Annotated in this window: 19 protein-coding genes and 1 pseudogene; 9 read left to right on the top strand and 11 right to left on the bottom strand. The window is 64.6% G+C overall.

The annotated features are described in order from the left end of the window. Positions 1-14: 14 nt before the first annotated feature. Together FFS57_RS23080 and FFS57_RS23075 are read right to left on the bottom strand one after the other, a co-directional pair. Positions 15-308 (bottom strand): hypothetical protein, encoded by a 294-nt coding sequence (locus tag FFS57_RS23080; RefSeq protein ID WP_137940193.1) that lies wholly within the window; start codon positions 306-308, stop codon positions 15-17. Beyond that, positions 305-1,033 carry a recombinase family protein gene (locus FFS57_RS23075; protein WP_020750547.1) on the bottom strand — a complete coding sequence of 243 codons (729 nt, stop codon included), beginning with the start codon at positions 1,031-1,033 and terminating at the stop codon, positions 305-307. The genes FFS57_RS23080 and FFS57_RS23075 overlap by 4 nt, the downstream gene beginning before the upstream one ends. Before the next feature lie 197 nt (positions 1,034-1,230). On the opposite strand from FFS57_RS23075, the gene FFS57_RS23070 reads away from it, so the two are divergent. The 5 genes and pseudogenes from FFS57_RS23070 to FFS57_RS23055 all read left to right on the top strand — a co-directional run. After that, positions 1,231-1,512 carry a ribbon-helix-helix protein gene (locus FFS57_RS23070; protein WP_054894414.1) on the top strand — a complete coding sequence of 94 codons (282 nt, stop codon included), beginning with the start codon at positions 1,231-1,233 and terminating at the stop codon, positions 1,510-1,512. Further along, on the top strand, positions 1,509-1,793 hold the full coding sequence (locus tag FFS57_RS23065) for a type II toxin-antitoxin system RelE/ParE family toxin (RefSeq protein WP_087783923.1): 285 nt from the start codon (positions 1,509-1,511) through the stop codon (positions 1,791-1,793). Before FFS57_RS23070 ends, FFS57_RS23065 begins: the two co-directional genes overlap by 4 nt. Before the next feature lie 3 nt (positions 1,794-1,796). Beyond that, positions 1,797-1,952 (top strand): hypothetical protein, encoded by a 156-nt coding sequence (locus FFS57_RS25355; RefSeq protein WP_020750531.1) that lies wholly within the window; start codon positions 1,797-1,799, stop codon positions 1,950-1,952. Positions 1,953-1,964: 12 nt separating this feature from the next. Continuing rightward, positions 1,965-2,333 (top strand): helix-turn-helix domain-containing protein, encoded by a 369-nt coding sequence (locus tag FFS57_RS23060; protein ID WP_137940192.1) that lies wholly within the window; start codon positions 1,965-1,967, stop codon positions 2,331-2,333. Between the two features lie 8 nt (positions 2,334-2,341). Continuing rightward, a pseudogene (locus tag FFS57_RS23055) lies at positions 2,342-2,581 on the top strand (helix-turn-helix domain-containing protein); the annotation flags it as partial. Between the two features lie 135 nt (positions 2,582-2,716). Here the strand turns inward: FFS57_RS23055 and FFS57_RS23050 are convergent. The 5 genes from FFS57_RS23050 to traA all read right to left on the bottom strand — a co-directional run bounded on the left by FFS57_RS23050 (position 2,717) and on the right by traA (position 8,036). Further along, entirely contained in the window at positions 2,717-3,013 is a 297-nt protein-coding gene (locus FFS57_RS23050; protein ID WP_004354671.1) for a hypothetical protein, read from the bottom strand. Positions 3,014-3,103: 90 nt separating this feature from the next. Next, a complete protein-coding gene (locus tag FFS57_RS23045; protein ID WP_137940190.1) occupies positions 3,104-4,033 on the bottom strand; it encodes a S1C family serine protease in 930 nt (309 codons plus the stop codon). Beyond that, complete coding sequence (locus FFS57_RS23040) at positions 4,020-4,238, bottom strand: hypothetical protein (RefSeq protein ID WP_003108255.1); 219 nt, start codon at positions 4,236-4,238, stop codon at positions 4,020-4,022. The genes FFS57_RS23045 and FFS57_RS23040 overlap by 14 nt, the downstream gene beginning before the upstream one ends. Before the next feature lie 71 nt (positions 4,239-4,309). Further along, positions 4,310-4,681, bottom strand: a complete 372-nt coding sequence (locus FFS57_RS23035) for a hypothetical protein (protein WP_137940189.1) — start codon at positions 4,679-4,681, stop codon at positions 4,310-4,312. Between the two features lie 85 nt (positions 4,682-4,766). Then, positions 4,767-8,036 (bottom strand): Ti-type conjugative transfer relaxase TraA, encoded by a 3,270-nt coding sequence (gene traA / locus FFS57_RS23030; protein WP_137940188.1) that lies wholly within the window; start codon positions 8,034-8,036, stop codon positions 4,767-4,769. A 193-nt stretch (positions 8,037-8,229) separates the two neighbouring features. On the opposite strand from traA, the gene FFS57_RS23025 reads away from it, so the two are divergent. Genes FFS57_RS23025 through FFS57_RS23010 form a run of 4 tightly spaced genes read left to right on the top strand, consistent with a single transcriptional unit; the run spans position 8,230 to position 11,686 of the window. Beyond that, a complete protein-coding gene (locus FFS57_RS23025) occupies positions 8,230-8,481 on the top strand; it encodes a TraC family protein (protein WP_137940187.1) in 252 nt (83 codons plus the stop codon). A gap of 22 nt (positions 8,482-8,503) precedes the next feature. Next, on the top strand, positions 8,504-8,725 hold the full coding sequence (locus FFS57_RS23020; protein ID WP_137940186.1) for a conjugal transfer protein TraD: 222 nt from the start codon (positions 8,504-8,506) through the stop codon (positions 8,723-8,725). A gap of 32 nt (positions 8,726-8,757) precedes the next feature. Then, the gene (locus tag FFS57_RS23015) at positions 8,758-11,283 is read left to right on the top strand and encodes a type IV secretory system conjugative DNA transfer family protein (RefSeq protein WP_137940185.1); all 2,526 of its coding nucleotides are present in this window, start codon (positions 8,758-8,760) and stop codon (positions 11,281-11,283) included. Between the two features lie 10 nt (positions 11,284-11,293). Beyond that, entirely contained in the window at positions 11,294-11,686 is a 393-nt protein-coding gene (locus FFS57_RS23010; RefSeq protein WP_137940184.1) for a hypothetical protein, read from the top strand. A gap of 146 nt (positions 11,687-11,832) precedes the next feature. Here the strand turns inward: FFS57_RS23010 and FFS57_RS23005 are convergent, their stop codons facing one another. The 4 genes from FFS57_RS23005 to parA all read right to left on the bottom strand — a co-directional run bounded on the left by FFS57_RS23005 (position 11,833) and on the right by parA (position 15,444). After that, positions 11,833-12,615, bottom strand: a complete 783-nt coding sequence (locus tag FFS57_RS23005) for a DNA-binding protein (protein WP_283204926.1) — start codon at positions 12,613-12,615, stop codon at positions 11,833-11,835. An 884-nt stretch (positions 12,616-13,499) separates the two neighbouring features. Further along, complete coding sequence (locus FFS57_RS23000; RefSeq protein ID WP_137940183.1) at positions 13,500-14,513, bottom strand: replication protein RepA; 1,014 nt, start codon at positions 14,511-14,513, stop codon at positions 13,500-13,502. Positions 14,514-14,566: 53 nt separating this feature from the next. Next, positions 14,567-14,791 (bottom strand): plasmid partition protein ParG, encoded by a 225-nt coding sequence (locus FFS57_RS22995; RefSeq protein WP_137940182.1) that lies wholly within the window; start codon positions 14,789-14,791, stop codon positions 14,567-14,569. A 20-nt stretch (positions 14,792-14,811) separates the two neighbouring features. Then, positions 14,812-15,444 (bottom strand): ParA family partition ATPase, encoded by a 633-nt coding sequence (gene parA / locus FFS57_RS22990; protein ID WP_137940181.1) that lies wholly within the window; start codon positions 15,442-15,444, stop codon positions 14,812-14,814. Between the last annotated feature and the right edge of the window lie 180 nt (positions 15,445-15,624).

The following is a 15,624-nucleotide window of genomic DNA, read 5'->3' as shown; positions in this document are numbered from 1 at the left end:
AAAAGCGTTTTTCATCATTTGAGCGCGTTTTCCCATAGCGCCCGATAGGCCGCTTCATCGGCGGTCGGCTCGCGGTCGAGCTGTTCCAGCAGCCAGGCCACGCCGGCGGCGGCGGCCTCGTCGTGATCGAGATAGCGGCCATCGAGCGCGGCATACATGCCGCCTTGCCGGGTGGTCACTTCCCAAGCCTGGCAGTCATAGGTGCGGCACACGGCATAGGCGAAGTAATCGCCCTTGGCGTCCATCTCGTCATGGGCGGCTTGCAGCTCCGGCCGAAGCGGGGGCAGGGGATGGTGTCCGTTTCTCATGCCTTCATGCCCTCCTGGTCGGCGGCCGCCAGCGCGTCGGCCTCGGTCAATGCGTCCTCGCGGAAAGCGCCCATGCGGGCGGCCTCGGCCTGGCTCACTTCGGCCGCCCATATCCGTTTCACCTGGGACGGGCTGCACCCGGCCAGCTCGGCCGTCCTGGTGATGCTGTGGCCGGAGCGGCGCAGGGCGATGACCTGGGCGCGGCGCTTCGGGTCGGCGCGTCGGCCGCGATACTTGCCGGCGTCTTTCGCCAGCTCGATGCCCTGGCGCTGGCGTTCGCGCCTGTCCTCGTAGTCGTCGCGGGCCATCTGCAAGGCCAGGCGCAAAAGCATGGCCTGCACGGCTTCCAGCACGATCTTGGCGACGCCCTCGGCCTCGGCGGCCAGGTCGGATAGATCGACTACGCCAGGGACGGCCAGGCGTGCGCCCTTGGCCTGTATTGACGCAATCAGGCGCTCGGCCTCGGGCAGCGGCAAGCGGCTGATGCGGTCGATCTTCTCGGCAATGACCACCTCGCCGGGCTGTAGGTCGGCAATCATCCGCAGCAGCTCGGGCCGGTCGGCGCGTGCGCCGCTGGCCTTCTCGCGGTAGATGCCGGCGACGTAGTAACCGGCGGCCTTCGCGGCCGTGATGATTCCTTCCTGGCGTTCCAAGTCCTGCGCGTCGGTGCTGACGCGCAGATACACCCGCGCCACCATCGGCGCGGCCGTGGCCTTCTGCTTCATGTCGGTTCCTTTGGGCATACTCAAATGCGCCCATGCTAACCCGGCCAGCCCATTTATGAAAGCGCAATCTAAATGCGCCTAGCCCAATTCCCCGGCCTCAATGAGCCAGCGGGGCCAGCAGACGCAAGACAATTTCAGCGTGCGCGCGGTACTGATAACGTATATACTGCGTTAGTACCCCTACAAAGGAGCGCACCATGTCAAAAGAAGCTGTTTTCACGATGAAGCTGGAACCGGAGCTGCGCGCCGACTTCATGGCCGAAGCTGCCGGCGAAGATCGGCCGGCATCCCAGGTCATGCGCGAGCTGATGCGCGGCTACATCGAGCAGCGCCGCCAGGCCCGCGAATATGACGACTACCTGCGGCGCAAGGTCGAAGCCGGCCGCGCCTCGATGCGTGCCGGCCTGGGCCGGTCGAATGATGAAGTTGAAGCCGCGTTCGCTGCCAGGCGCAACCAGGTAGCGGCAGGCCAGGCGTGATAGTTGTCTGGACGCCAGAAGCGGAACAAGACCGCGCCGACATTTGGGACTACATCGCGGCAGACAATCCCGGCGCGGCCGTTCGCATGGATGAGCTTTTCAGCGATGCGGCCGCCAGGCTGGCCGCGCATCCGAAGATGGGCCGGACGGGCAAGATTTCAGGCACCCGCGAGCTGATACCGCATGAAAGCTATAGGTTGGTGTATGAGATCGAGGGGGGCACGGTTTGGGTGTTGGCCCTGGTGCATACCGCCCGCCAGTGGCCGCCGGCCAGGGGGTAAGGTATGGAATTCATAGACCGGATGATTGTTGCTTGCGCTCACGGTCTTGGCCGTGCCGGCATGTTCCTGGTCACTTTGTGGGTGCGCCTGGTGTTTGTAGTGATCTGCCTAGCCGGCTTGGGCTTGCTGTACCTGGTCGGCCGGTGGGTGTTCGGATGAGAAGAGGACAGCATGAGCAGGAAAGAAACCGAGGAAGCGATTGCAGATAGTCGCGCCGGCCGCGTGTCGGGCCGGTTCGCCACGGTTGGCGAGCTGCTGGCCGATCTGAATGCCGACGACACGCCGGAAATTCACGAAGGCAGCACGAACGTCTATGCCGATCTTGGCTACCCCGACGCCGCCGAAATGCAGGCAAAGGCCCGGCTCGTAACCAAGATCAGCCAAACCATAAAGGCGCGCCAGTTGTCGAACGACCAGGCGGCTACGGCTCTCGGACTGACACCGGCCGCCTTGCGCGAGCTATTGGCCGGCCGCTTCCGGGCGCACCCGGTTGATGACCTGGAACGCCTGGCATCCGTACTCGATGAGGCCCGCCGATGACCAGGCCACGCTACACCTTGTCCGAGCTGTTGGCCGAAGCCTCCGGCGAATACCCATTGCCGCCAGAACAACGCGAATGGGTGGATGCGCCGGCAGTGGGTCGTGAGTTGTTGCCCGAGGATTTACAAACGGCCGAAGCTATAGCCGCGTTCCTGGCCCACGCCGAAACCAGCGGCGACCTGGACTATATCGAGCACGCCCGCGAAGTCGCGGCGCAGGCCAGGGCCATGCACGGCCTGGAAGGGTAGGGGAGCTGGCCAGCATCGCCATTTCTGGCGGTGCTGCAGGTGGATCTCATCGCCGGAAATGACGATGCGAGATCCACACCGGGGGAAGTGACAAGGGCGGCCAGTTGGCCGCCCTTGTCGTTCCTGGTGCGCTCGTTACGGCTTCTGCTGCTTGGCCGCTTCGGCAAGATACTTGCCGAGCGCAACATCATGCCGCGCCTTGAGAACGGCAAGCTGCAATTCCAGCGTTCGCGCCGTCTCCTGTGTGACCGGACGGCTTAGGTCTTTCATGCCTTCTTGAATTACGTCCAGCTTGTTTTCCAGCCGCGCCGCTTCGCGCTCATAGGCGCTATAGGCGGCATCGACCGACGACGCCGGCGCGACTTCGGCGTGTGCCGCGTTCGTGGCGGCCAGGGCAACAATCATCGAGAAAAACACATTGCGAATCTTCATAGCTATTTACTCCAATGGGTGAAGTTCATCGAACGCGGGCGGCGTTCGGTATCGACCTGGGCGGGTGCCCGGCCTTCAAAATGAAAAGCTCTAGCGCAGCTCGGCCAAGCGGTCGGCAACGGCTAAGGCGCGATCTATCGGTACGGTCTGCGTGTAGATTCCATAGCCGTAGCTGACCAGGGAAACGGCTTCGCCCCTGGTGTTCACGACAACGCCGCCCGAGTTGCCGCCGATGATTGAAGCCGTCACCAGCATGAAGTCGTCGGGGGACAGCATCGCGGCATCGCGGCCGTACCACGCGACGATGCCCACGCCCACGGCGAAGCCGTAGCCGCCAGGCGAACCGATCGCCATTACGTCTTGCCCCTGGCGGGGCATGACTTCGGCAACCGGAATCGGGGGCAGGGGGTCGCCGTCGATCTCGATCAGCGCCACGTCGCGGGCAATGTCTGCGTCGATCACGCGGGCCTCGCGCCACTCGCCGGCGGCGGTGCGCACGCGCAAAGCCTCCTGGCCCTCGACGCAATGGGCGACGGTCAGCACCTTGTTTCCTTCGACGGCCACGCCGCCGCAGATGATGCGCTGGCGGCGCTTGGCGTCCTCTTTCGGCCAGTCCCGATGCCAGGCGCGAACGTGGGTAAGGGCGGCCGTGGCCGCGTTCTGTTGAACGCCGGGGATGCGCCAGGCGTGATTGTTCTCGCCGGTGCCATAGGGCTTGTCGATGCCCGCCAGGGCCACCACGGACGGCATGGCACGCTCGGCCAGCTCGGGCCAGTCCGGCGCGACAGGCGGCCGGGTGTCAGGGGGCAGGGTGCCGCGCCGCACGCTGGCCGCGCTTATCGCGTTCTCGGCGATGGCGGTTTGCTCGCGCTGGAAGTCCTCGATGCGCTCCCGCGTGTCTCGCAAGGTGCTGGCGTTCGCGGCCGTGGTCGCCACGGTGTAGCCCGCCAGGGTCAACGCAGCACCGGCGGCGATGTAGGTTGCAAGGGCGGCACGCCGCCAGGCTTTAGCGCGGCTCATGCTGTGCGCCCTCCTGGTCGATCAAGCCCAAGCGTTCCAGGCGGGTGCCTACGCGGTCGCCATCGGTCAGCAGCTCGACGTGCTGCCAGTAGGAAAAGACCAGCACGCCGCCGGCCAGGATGAGCGCGGCCAGCGATGCGCCGAACGTAATGCAGTATTTCGATATACCGAACGCGGCGCGGCCGGTAACATTGGAAGTAGCCATGATTTCACCTCTATGTCAGGTGGGTTGTGGTCAGGTGTCCAGGTCGGTTGCCGCCTTCCTGGGCACCGCTTTTAGCGGCTGAAACTGCGGGACTGCTCCCGATCTTTCGCCGCCTTCTCCTTGAACCGTTCGGCGATCTCCCGCGCCCTGGCTTGCTTCACCTGGTCGCCGTTCTCGTTGTCCCGGTTCAATTCCTTTGCCAGCGCCTTTGCCTGCTGGCCGTTAATCTCGTTCAGCTCGACTTTCTGGCTGGCGTCCAGCTCGATAGCCTGGCCCTGCGGGCCTTGCTTCTGCTCGGCCTCGATGGCCTGGGACTGCTGCGCGGCCGCTTGGCCGTGGCGTTCCAGGCGCTCAAGGTCTTTCGCCTCGCGCCGCTGCTGTGCCTGCTCGATCTGCTTGGCGTAGCCCTGGGCCAGCTCGTCGTTTGTCGGTTCAGTGCTCATCGTCTTTCCTCTTGGCGTAAACCTCAAAAGCTCAATTACTCATTGCATCATATCACCATGAGCAAATGAGTAAAAGTGCTTTTACTCAATACCCGCGCCCGCCATCGCGGCCGCGCTCCTGCTCGCGCTGCCGCTGCCGGCTGCGCGTGATCTCCTGCGGGTCGCGGGCATACCTGTCGGAAAGCTCGCGCTGCATCTTGTCCAGCTCGACGGCCTGGCGCTCCTTGGGCATGGCGTTGAACCGCTCGATGCGCTCGCGCAGCTCGCCCGGCAGCTCGCGCCAGGCGCTCGGGTTGCGGTCGGTATAGCCCGCAAAGCCCGCCTGCCGCTTCACGGCCAGCGCCTTGAACTGGCCGACTTCCATCTTGGCGTGCGCCTCGGCCTTCCGGCGGTCTTGCTCGCTGACCTGGACGGCCGCCGGGCGCTCCTGCTCGGCCTTGACCTGGGACGGCTGCGCCAAGTCCGCAAAGGCCCGTTGCTGGCCTTCCTGCATGATCGCAGCCGAATGGTGCCGGGGGTCTTTTCCGACCGCCTGGAACTCCTGGGCGACGGCAAGCTGTGCGCGTGCTACGTCCAGAGCCAGGCCACCGCCGGCCGCCTCGGCCCGCTCGATGCCGGCGCGGAATCCGGCCAGCGGGTCAGGTGCCGCGCGCTCGGCCTGGGGACGCTGCGGCGCTGCCGGCTGCTCGATCTGCTGCGGCGGTCGCTGCATGGTCGGCGTGCCTGCAATGTCGGTCGGCGGCATGAGGTCGGGGCGGCCGTGCCGTTCCAGGCTGCGACGCATGGCCCGCTGCATCTTACCGGCCAGCTCCGACACCTTGGCGCGGCCGCGTTCCAGCCAGCGGCGCACCACGCTTTCCCCGTCGAAGCCGCGACGGTCGGCAAAGTCCAGCGTGCTTTCTTTCGGCCGCTCTCGGCCTAGCACCTGGGCCAGCTTCCCGGCGGCCAGCTCGGCCGCGCCGCGAACGTGCCAGGTGTTGCGCTCGGCCGTGGTGCCATCCGGCAAGCGCACGGTTTCAGAGCCGCCATGTTCCAGGCCGATGCGGTCGCCGCGCTTCGCGCCGCTGGATGCAATGGCGCGTTCAAGATCGACGCCCCAAATGGTGTGGCGTTCGCCTTTGTCGTTTTCCAGGGTGGCAAAGTAGCTGGCCCGGTTCTCGGGGTTGTTCTCGTAGGGCGCTGCGCCATGATCGACCAGCCGCCCGGCTCGCCGGTCGGTGAAGTCATCGGCCCCGGCAAACAGGGTCGCGGCCTCGCGGTGCCGGGTCATGCCGACATAGGCAAGGCTCCTATCCATGCCGGGGGTTGCCAGCAGGTAAGCCCTATCGACGGTGACGCCCTGGGCCTTGTGAATGGTGACGGCATAGCCATGATCGACGGCCGCATATTGGGACGCCTGCACCTGACGCGCTTCGCCGCTGTCCAGGCGCACGGCCAGGCTTCCATCTTCCGAATGCTCGACGGTGCCAAGAGTGCCGTTCTTAACGCCAAGGTCGCGGTCGTTTTTCAGGAACACGATGCGGTCGCCTGGGGCAAATTCGCGGCCGCCGCGCTCGGTCATAAAGCGGGCCGTGCCGCGCAGATCGCCGCGTTCCTTGCGGGCCTCGCGCACGGCTTCATTGAGCGCCTGCACGTCCTTATTGCTGTGCGCAAGGATGATCTGGCTACCCTTGCCCTGGTCGCCGACATAGGCCGCCGCCAGGCTGTCGCGGGCGGCGTCCCGGCTGTCGTGAATCTGGACATGGCCGCGCTCGGCATAAGCCGCCAGGCCATCGGCCACGGAACCGCGTGCGAGCTGCTGGCCGGCCTCTCGTGCCCATGCTTCTTTCTGGCGTCGAACCTCGGTAATTTCCGCCGCGCCGACATGCTGCACTACGCCTCGGAATGCGGCCCCGGCCTCGATAGCGGCAAGCTGCTTGTCGTCGCCAAGCAAGACCACTTTTGCCCCGGCTTGCTCGGCGGCTTTCAGCACGCGGCCAAGCTGGCGGCTTCCGATCATTCCGGCCTCGTCGATCACCAGCACGTCGCGGGAAGTGAGTTTGTCCTTTCCGTTCTTCCAGGCAAATTCAAGGGATGCCAGCGTGCGGCTGTCGATGCCGCTGCCCGCCTGCAATTCGTCGGCCGCCTTGCCCGCCAGGGCCGCTCCGCGCACATTGAAGCCCTGCGCTTGCCATGCCTCGCGTGCAACCTTCATCGAGAACGATTTGCCTGTGCCGGCGTCGCCTATGACCACGGCCAGGCTGCCCGGCTTGAGAACGTGCCGGACGGCGTTTTGCTGCTCTGCCGATAGGGTGGCTGCGCCGTCAATCGCCGCGTTCGTGATGGGGCCGGAAACGCCATGCCTGCCGGACTGCGCCAGGCGCTCGGCGCTGTCCACCATGCCGCGCTCGGTGTCGATCATTTCGCGGGTGGAGAACTTCGCCGGGTTCCGCCCGTTGGCCGGTTCCAGCTCGACAAGCAGCGGCGATTGTTCCAGCCTGGCAAGCAAGCCCTGGAACTGGTCGGCGTCGTCAATGTAGCGGTTCAGCTCTGCGGCAATGTCGCGGCGCGTGAATACCGCTTGCGTGGTCGTGAGCTTGTCTAGGATGACCTCCGGCCGCTCGCTAATCTGCCGCGCCTGCTCCTGCCGGTCGGCGTTGTGAATGTCGATGCGGTCGGCGTCCAGGCCGCGCCTGTCCATCGCCACGGCATCGCTGCCGATGTGCTTGGTTGGCGTGAGTTCTACGCCCTGATCTGCATAGCTGCGATGATCTACGCGGGCGCTGATTTCGGCCCGTTCTAGCGCCTCGTTTGTTAGCTCGGCCCACTGCTGGCGAATCTCGATGATGTCGCCCTGGCTTGTGCCAGGAATGCCCGCCTTCTGCCTGTCTTTGTTCGCCAGCTCAATTACGGCCTTCGCGCCTAGCGTTCCATCCGCGCCAATGGTGCGTGTGGTCGCCAGCATATGAACGTGAAAATTCCGGTCGTCCCCTTCCTTGTCTGGCGCATGGATGCACACATCAACGGCCACGCCATAGCGGTCGGCAATGGCCTGGCCCATGCGCGTTGCCAGCTCTTTACGGTCGGCGTCGTTCAGCTCATGAGGCAGCGCCGCCCGCCACTCACGGGCCACTCGCGCATCCTTCCGCTTCTCTGCGGCTTCGGCAGCATTCCACAACGCGGCTCGTTCGGGAACCGGCACACCTTCGGGCGTGACGATCTCGGAAGAAAGAACGCCGCCCTTGCGGGTGAAATCGAACGCTTCCCCGGTGCGCTCATCTACCAGCGATGACGCGGAACGATAGGCGGCAGCGGCCACGGCGCTATGCCCGGCCGCCCGGCCTATCGTATGCGTGTTTAGGTGGTAGATCGCCATTTCTTCCCTTGGCGTTTTAGCCGCTAAAAAGGGGTGCGGGGGTATCCCCTGCCGAACGTGGGTTGCGAAGCAACCCGTAAGTGCGCATTTCGCTTTCGCTCCATGACTATACCAGCGCCGCGCCTTCCATGCCAGTCGTTGAAATGGTAAGATTGTGCGCGTAACACCCACAATCTCGAAAGGAGCTACAACAATGGCACGCAAGACGTTATCCGAACGCAAGGCCGACAAGCTGGCCGAACTGAACCGCATCAAGGCGGAACTCGCCGAACTGGAAAACAAGGCCGCTGAACGTATCGGCAAGATTGCCCTTTCCGCCGGCCTCGGTGATCTCGACATTGAAGATGCCGAACTGCGGAAGGAGTTTGAGGCTATCGCCTCGAAGTTTCGCAAAAGCGAAGGCAAGCAAACTGCCACGATGGCGGCAACGAATAGCGCAGATTGAACGCGATTTAGGACGCTTACGGATGAACGCCAGGAGAGAAGATGCCCGCCGAAAAATCCAGCTCGGTGGCTTGGTCATCAAGTCCGGCATGGCGGACTATCCGGCCTCCGTTATTTTGGGCGCTTTGACCCTCGCGGCCGGTGCGCTCAACGGGCCGAATGCTGACCCCACAAAAGCACGCTTTGAGGCGGCAGGCGATGAGGCTTTTTCCGATGATGGAGAGGACGGCGGCAACCGTTCCTAGCCGTCAATTTCAACCTGACATAGAGGTGAATAATGATGGACGCAGAAGATTTCTTTTCGAGATTGTGGGCCGCTGTCATAGCGGTGTTTTTCGGGGTATTTGTGCTGTCGTTGGCGAACACGGCGCACGCCCGCGTTCTTCCTGAATGCAACCCGGCAGCAGAGGCCGCGAAGTTCTACGGTGCGGAAGATGCGGATGCCTGGGTGAAGCGCGTTTGCGATGCGCAAGAGGCAGCATTCCAGAAGTGGGAAACCAGCCTGCAAGCCCTGGACGTGGGGCAGCAGGATTTGTCTATGGCGACGAACGCCGGAAACTGGCAAGCCTACCGCGACAAGTGGGCCGAATTGTTGCCAGTGTTGAAGGAACTGGAAGCCGCTGCGCTGGCGAACCGGAACGCACCGGGAGCGGCAAACATCCTTAGCCTGTATCGCAATGACCTGGGCCTGTTCTTGCAGAACGCGGGCCTTGCCTCGGCCGGTAGCCTGGACGATTTCAGCGCCCGGATTTTGGCCGGTCTGGATGGCGAACGGCCAGCGGCGGCGGCAACGGCCGGCGTCAATATCGTGCAGCAGTCCGTGACGCGAGGCGTTGAGTTCGGCAAGGGTATTGGAACGGCCCAAGCGGAGACGATTCTTGCCGAATATCGCGCCCAAGTTCAGCAGCGCGGCGCGGAACGCATGGAACAGCTCGGCGGCTCAACGGTAGGCGGCTATTTCGGCGGTTTCGGCGAGCGCATCAAGGCGGCTTTCGGCGGCTGGTTGTTCTACCTGGTCACGGTCTGCTTTGTCGGTGCTTGGCTGGCGCACAAGCGGCGGCAGAACCCGGTGACGGTCGGCACGGCCGTTGGCCTGGCCTTCCTGGTTCCCTCGGTCGGCATGGTGCTTTTGTTCGTGTTCCTGCCGTTCATTCCCGGCTGGTTCATCATGGCCGCGACGGTCGCCGGAACGGTCGCAACCTATCTCAATGCGGGCAAGGTGTTCGGCTGGCTCGCGGGCCTGGTCGGCGCGGATTCTCCGACCGGAAAGCGGTTGCGTATCCTCGGCGGGACGATTGAAAACCTGCGCGGCCAGGTGCAACCGTCCGGGCCAGTTGCGGCCGCCGGTGCGGCGGCCGCTGCGGTCGATAACAGCAGCACGCATCCCCTGGGTTCGCACGGCTCGGCCCGGTGGGGAACGGTCGATGAAATCCGCCAGGGCGGCCACCTGGTCGCGCCCGGCAAGCCGGGCGGCTTCGCCCTTGGCCGGGTGTCCGATGCGCCCGCCGGCCTCGATCAGCGTTTCCGCTTTACCGGCCATGTCGTGACCGTGGCCCCGACCGGCTCCGGCAAGGGCATTGGCGCGGTGATTCCGAACCTGCTGGACTATCCCGGCTCGGCCCTGGTGTTGGACGTGAAGGGCGAAAACGCGGCCGTGACGGCCCGCGCCCGCCGGGCGCTCGGCCAGGCCGTCCATGTTGTCGATCCTTTCGCGGTGAATGGCGACGGCGGCGCGGCCTTCAACGTGCTGGACAGGCTCGACGTGTGGAACCCGGATTGCGTGAGTGAATCGGCCATCCTGGCCGACGCCCTGGTGATCGCCGAAAGCAAAGGCGATGCCGTGCATTTCGATGAAAGCGCCAAGAATTTCTTGCAGGGCTTGATGCTGCATGTTGCCGGGCTGGATGACACGGAACGCCGGAACCTGGGCGAGCTGCGGCGGCTGCTGACGGCCGGGGAAGCGGAGTTCTTCGACGTGTTGGGCACGATGGCGGCCGACGATACGGCGGCCTTTGGCATCCCGGCCAGGGCGGCAAATACCTTGATGGGCATGGCCGACAAAGAACGCGGCTCCGTGCTTTCGACGGCCCGCCGGAATACGGCGTTTCTGGATGACCCGCGAGTGTCGGCCGCGCTGTCGCGCTCCGACTTCGACCTGTCCGAAATCAAGGCCACGGCCATGACGGTTTACCTTGTCATGCCCGCCAATCGCATCGGCCCGAATGCCCGTTTCCTGCGCTTGTTCATCAGCTCGGTGATTGCCGCGATCACGGCCAGCAACGTGCAACCCGCGCACCGGGTCGCGTTCCTGCTCGATGAGTTCGGCCAGCTCGGCTACATGAAACAGATTGAGGATGCCGTGAGCCTGCTTCGCGGCTACGGCCTGGCCTTCTGGGTGTTCATTCAAGATCTGTCGCAGCTCAAGGGCGCATATCCGAAATGGCAAACCTTCCTGGCGAACAGCGCCAAGTCGTTTTTCGGAACCGACGACTACGACACGGCCAAATACATCAGCGACAGCCTGGGCAAAGCCACGATTGAGTTTGAGACGGAAAACACCGGCAAGAACAGCGGCAGCGGCCTATCAGGTGGCGGCGGCTCGATGAACCGGGGCAAGAGCACCGGCACAAGCCAGCAATTCACCGGCCGCGAGCTGCTGACGCCGGATGAGGTCATGCGCCTGGGGCCGGAGCATCCGATTGTCTTGGTGCGCGGCGAACGGCCCTACCTGCTCGACCGGCTGAACTACCTGGCCGATTCCGAATATGCCGGGCGGTTCGATGCGAACCCCTACCATAGCTAAGGGGTGACGTATGGCGGGCATCATCGCGGCAGTTGTCGGCGTCATCGCCCTGGCCTGGTTCCTGCGGCGGCTGTTCCCTGCCCTGTTCGCGGCGGTGTTCGTGCTGGCCGCGCCGGTGTGGCTGGTCGGCGGCCTGCTGCTCGATCTGCTGCGGCGGCCGCTGGCGTTCCTGCGGCCGGTCGGCGCGGCACTCGCCCGCCTGGTCGGCTTCGTCCTGGTGCTGCCGCTGTTGCCCTTCATCTTCGCCTGGTCGTTCTTCGCGGAGCTGTGGCGGCAGTTCCGGCCGAAGGCCAGCCCGGCCCCGGTAGGGGGCAAGCCGTCCACGCCGATGCAGACGGCCGCAAGGCGCACGGCGGACGTGATCGACCTGGCGGCATTTCGCCAGCGGCACACAAAAGAGTAAAAGAGTTTTTGAGTAAATGAATTTAGCGGCTAAAATTAGCCGCCCCTCAAGTGTCAATAAAAGCCGGCAACGTGCGCGACGTTCCCGGCTTTTTCTTCGCCTGTTCCCTACCCGTTCGCGTCATCTTGACACTTGAGGGGCCGGGGTCACTCACCGCCGGGCTTCTTCTTGGTCGGCTTGGCCTGGTCGTTCGCCGGCGGCGTGATGCGAGCCAGCAGCGCGGCCGATTGCTCCTTGAGCGTGTCGAGCTGTCCGGCCATGCGTGCGGCTTCCTCGCGGGCCTGCGCGGCCGCCTTCGTCGCCTGGTCGCGCTCGGCCTGGGCCGCCGTCAAGCGTTCGGCCATGCGGTGCGCCTCGGCTGCGGCGGTCTTGCGCTGTTCCTGGTGTGCTTCCTGGTCGGCCTCGGCCTTGGCCTGCACCTTCACCAGCTCGGCGCGCACCTGGTCGAGTTGAGCGGCAGCGGCCTGGCTGGCCTTCTGCTGTTCGGCCAGCGCCCCGCGTGCCTGGTCGGCGTCCTGGTGCGCCCTATCCAGCTCCGTGCGCAACTCGCCGGCCCGGCGCTCGATCTCCTGGGCGCGGGCTTCGGCCGTGTGCGCCTGTTCCTGGGCGGCGGCCAACTGACCGCGTAGCTCGGCGGCTTCGCCGCGTGCGGCCGCTTCGGCGTCCTCGATGGACGCCAGGCGGGTTTGCAAGGTTTCCAGCTCGGCGGCCTGGCGCTCGAAAGCCTCGGCCAGCTCCTGCCGCATGGCGTCTAGCTCGGCCCGCTCGGTTTCCCATGCAGCCTGTGCGCTGCGCAGGGATTCGTTCGCCAGCTCCTGGGCCTGTTGCCAGATCGCGGCCACGGCCGCGCTGCTGGCCTGCTGTACGGATTCCGGCACGGCGACGGCCACCGGCGCGGCCTGGGCCGTCTGCGACCTGCGCCCTGGCAAGCCCGGCCGGAAGCGCGTTGCGGTCGAAATTCGGGCCTGTGCGGGCTGTAGCGGCGTTTTCCGGGGGAAGTGGCACCCTATCCCCTACCTCGCCCGGTTTCGGGGCTCCTGGGCGCTCCTGCGCGGCCTGGTCGTGATTCTTGAGCCTCCCTTGTTGGGAATGGCAATGCTGGCCCGGCTTGCCCGCCTGGTGACGGCCCTTCTTCTTGGCGTTCAACCTGCGGCCTTCCCGCCCGCGTTGTCGTTCGATGTGGGGCACGGCCTCGGCAAGCCGCTTTTCCCTGCTAAACCGCTTTTTGCGGCCTTTCAGCGGGGACGGTGCTGGATGTGGGCGAGGTGGTGAAGCTGGCACCGGCGCGGCGTGCCGCGCCCTTGGTAAGCAGCCTGGCCGTAGGCCAGCACGATTGCTGGAGGGGGAGCCGGCGAAGCCGGGGGAACCCGTAGGGTGCCCCGCCGAAGGCGCAGGCCGGCGCCCGTAGGCGACGGGGCGGAGCGCGAAGCGCGGAGGGTAGGCGCGCCCGTAGGGCGTTGCGATGGTTCGGTTTGCGCTATCGGTTGAGTTTTCCACCGATAGGCGTAGCCAATTACCAGTAAGAATTTATAGGGATTTTTTTAAAGGCTAACCGTACCGGTTTAGGGGGGGGGCGATGTCCGACAAAAAGGGGGGGCGATTTCACGTGGATAACCCGCCCAAGGGGGGGGCGATTTCACGAACCTGGGGGGGCGATTTCACGTGGATAAGTGCAGCTATCCACAGGGTTTATCCCCAGTTCGGCCGCTCGGGGGTAGGTGCTGGTCAGGTCACGCCAGAAACGACGCGGCCGCCTCGATCTGAGGCGGCCGGTGCGGTGCTGCAAGGGGGGGGGCGATTTCACGAAGTTTAGCTAAACCGTGGGGCCGCCCTTGTAGGGAATGGGCGGTGGCGAGCCGATCAGCAGCACGCCGCCAGTGACAGGCTTCACCTTGGCCTGCGGATAGACGGCCAGCACCTTGCGCAGCACCGGCAAAAACTCCTTCTTGAAATCCTTGTCCGGGTCTTTGCCCTTGTATTCCTGGGCGAACTGCTCGCGCAGCGACTTCCAGTGCAGCGTTACCCCTCTGCCCTCGATGCGGTGCAGCCGATGGGCCAGCCAGGCGTACACGTCCAACGCCAGTGCGGAACCTTTCAGGGCGTGCAAAGCGCGGTTGTCCAGCGGCACGGCGCTTTCGATCAGGGAGCCGTAATAGTCCTCTGACAGCAGCATGACGCCAGGCCATAGGGCGCGCTGCTGCGTGTCCTTGTTCGCCACCCAAGCATCGAACTGCTGCACTGGCTGGCCGTTGTAGGTGCGCCCTTTGAATCCGAGTTGCAGGCGAGCGGCGGCCAAGGCGTGCATCTGCTTCCGCAAGGTCGTATAGCGGCGGCCGTCGCTCTCCATCCCCATGAGCCGCAGGAACTCGGCGGCGCTGTCACCGATGGGGATTTCGCGCTCTTTGTTGCGCACGGCGAAGGTGGAAACCCACGCCAGGCCAAGCCGGGGCATGACGCCATAGGGGATAGGTTGCAGAACCGGGCCATGCCCTTCGTCCAGGTAGCCGGCCTGGACATTGACCCAAGCCGCGCCGGACTGCCGCATGAACTCGCGGCCTTCCACCTTGGCGCGGGGCAAACCAACCTGGCACAGCACGGCATGAGTGAAAGCCATGTCCTCGCCGGCTGGCGGGATGGTGGCGATCTCCGCGCCGGCCCCGATCAGCTTCTGATCGGCCTCGGTCAAGATGAGGCCCGCCGGCGTGATCTTCTTGGTTTGGCGCTTTGGTGGCGGCAATGCCGCCTTGGCCTGCGCCTGGGCCAACAGGTCGCCCATGATCTCGCTGATCTGCTGCGCGCCCTGCCCTTCTCGCTGCTTCTTAGTCATGGTGCCCGCCTTTTAGCCGCTAAAATTCAAATGAGTAAATATGCTTTTGAGTATCAGTCTGGCAGGCCCGCGACATACTCGGTCAGCAGTTCCTTGATGCTCTTGCCGGCCTTGGCTGCATGGATTTTCAGCTTGGCGTGCTGCTCGGCCGACAGCTCGAAATTGACGCGCTTCATGCTGCCGGCGTCGTCCGCCAGGCTGGCAAGTGTTGCGGCCTTGGCCTTGTCGGTGCGGGCGCTCGGCCGGCCGGCGCTAAGTGTGGACGTGACTTTGCTCATTTATTCATTTCCTCAAAGTTTCAAATGAGTTTTTGCTTGATCTCGGCGGCCAAGGCGCGAACCTCGGCCGCTGCATCGCCTTCCGGCTCCGCTTCAAGAACGGTCGTGCCAGCGGCAGCCGTGCCGGGATAGCTCACGCGCTGCGTGATGCGGGCTTCCAGAATGGGCAGCTCGTAGCCGGCCAGCGCCTCGGCAACCTCGCCACCAATGCGGGTGCCTTTGATTGCACGCGACACAACAAAGGCCGCCTGTAGCTTCCCGTCCGTGATCTCGATGCGCTGCTTAACGAGCGCCACCAGGTCGGCCGTGGCCCAAATGTCATAAGGCGATGGCTGCACCGGAATCAGCACGAAGTCTGCCGCCTTGATGGCCGACACGGCCAGATCGGCCGCCTGTGGTGCACCGTCGATCACGACGAAATCCACCTTGCGAGCTACGTTCTTTACGTCTCGGTCGATGGTCGGCCGGTCGATGCCGACCACGGTTAGCGGTTGATCTTCCCGCACTGCCGACCAGTCGCGGGCGCTGCCCTGGGGGTCGGAATCGACCAGCAGCACGTCGGCCCCGTCCAGTTGCAAGGCTCGGGCAAGATGGGTGGCGATGGTCGTTTTTCCTGACCCGCCTTTCTGGTTCAGCACGGCAATGACTTTCATGCGTTCTCCTGGTGGCTGCACAAATGATAATTTACTCATTGCATCATATCGCAATGAGCGAATGAGTAAAAGCGTTTTTCATCATTTGAGCGCGTTTTCCCATAGCGCCCGATAGGCCGCTTCATCGGCGGTCGGCTCGCGGTCGAGCTGTTCCAGCAGCCAGGCCACGCCGGCGGCGGC

It is taken from the genome of Chitinivorax sp. B (genome assembly GCF_005503445.1).
GTDB lineage: Bacteria > Pseudomonadota > Gammaproteobacteria > Burkholderiales > SCOH01 > Chitinivorax.
Note: the sequence above shows the minus strand (reverse complement) of the source record. Positions and strands in the feature narration are given on the sequence as shown.

What these genes read in the sequence shown, in the direction of transcription:
- FFS57_RS23080 (WP_137940193.1), bottom strand. Translation starts at nt 308, where the DNA reads ATGAGAAACGGACACCATCCCCTGCCCCCGCTTCGGCCGGAGCTGCAA.
- FFS57_RS23075 (WP_020750547.1), bottom strand. Translation starts at nt 1,033, where the DNA reads ATGAAGCAGAAGGCCACGGCCGCGCCGATGGTGGCGCGGGTGTATCTG.
- FFS57_RS23070 (WP_054894414.1), top strand. Translation starts at nt 1,231, where the DNA reads ATGTCAAAAGAAGCTGTTTTCACGATGAAGCTGGAACCGGAGCTGCGC.
- FFS57_RS25355 (WP_020750531.1), top strand. Translation starts at nt 1,797, where the DNA reads ATGGAATTCATAGACCGGATGATTGTTGCTTGCGCTCACGGTCTTGGC.
- FFS57_RS23060 (WP_137940192.1), top strand. Translation starts at nt 1,965, where the DNA reads ATGAGCAGGAAAGAAACCGAGGAAGCGATTGCAGATAGTCGCGCCGGC.
- FFS57_RS23050 (WP_004354671.1), bottom strand. Translation starts at nt 3,013, where the DNA reads ATGAAGATTCGCAATGTGTTTTTCTCGATGATTGTTGCCCTGGCCGCC.
- FFS57_RS23045 (WP_137940190.1), bottom strand. Translation starts at nt 4,033, where the DNA reads ATGAGCCGCGCTAAAGCCTGGCGGCGTGCCGCCCTTGCAACCTACATC.
- FFS57_RS23040 (WP_003108255.1), bottom strand. Translation starts at nt 4,238, where the DNA reads ATGGCTACTTCCAATGTTACCGGCCGCGCCGCGTTCGGTATATCGAAA.
- FFS57_RS23035 (WP_137940189.1), bottom strand. Translation starts at nt 4,681, where the DNA reads ATGAGCACTGAACCGACAAACGACGAGCTGGCCCAGGGCTACGCCAAG.
- traA (WP_137940188.1), bottom strand. Translation starts at nt 8,036, where the DNA reads ATGGCGATCTACCACCTAAACACGCATACGATAGGCCGGGCGGCCGGG.
- FFS57_RS23025 (WP_137940187.1), top strand. Translation starts at nt 8,230, where the DNA reads ATGGCACGCAAGACGTTATCCGAACGCAAGGCCGACAAGCTGGCCGAA.
- FFS57_RS23020 (WP_137940186.1), top strand. Translation starts at nt 8,504, where the DNA reads ATGAACGCCAGGAGAGAAGATGCCCGCCGAAAAATCCAGCTCGGTGGC.
- FFS57_RS23015 (WP_137940185.1), top strand. Translation starts at nt 8,758, where the DNA reads ATGATGGACGCAGAAGATTTCTTTTCGAGATTGTGGGCCGCTGTCATA.
- FFS57_RS23010 (WP_137940184.1), top strand. Translation starts at nt 11,294, where the DNA reads ATGGCGGGCATCATCGCGGCAGTTGTCGGCGTCATCGCCCTGGCCTGG.
- FFS57_RS23000 (WP_137940183.1), bottom strand. Translation starts at nt 14,513, where the DNA reads ATGACTAAGAAGCAGCGAGAAGGGCAGGGCGCGCAGCAGATCAGCGAG.
- FFS57_RS22995 (WP_137940182.1), bottom strand. Translation starts at nt 14,791, where the DNA reads ATGAGCAAAGTCACGTCCACACTTAGCGCCGGCCGGCCGAGCGCCCGC.
- parA (WP_137940181.1), bottom strand. Translation starts at nt 15,444, where the DNA reads ATGAAAGTCATTGCCGTGCTGAACCAGAAAGGCGGGTCAGGAAAAACG.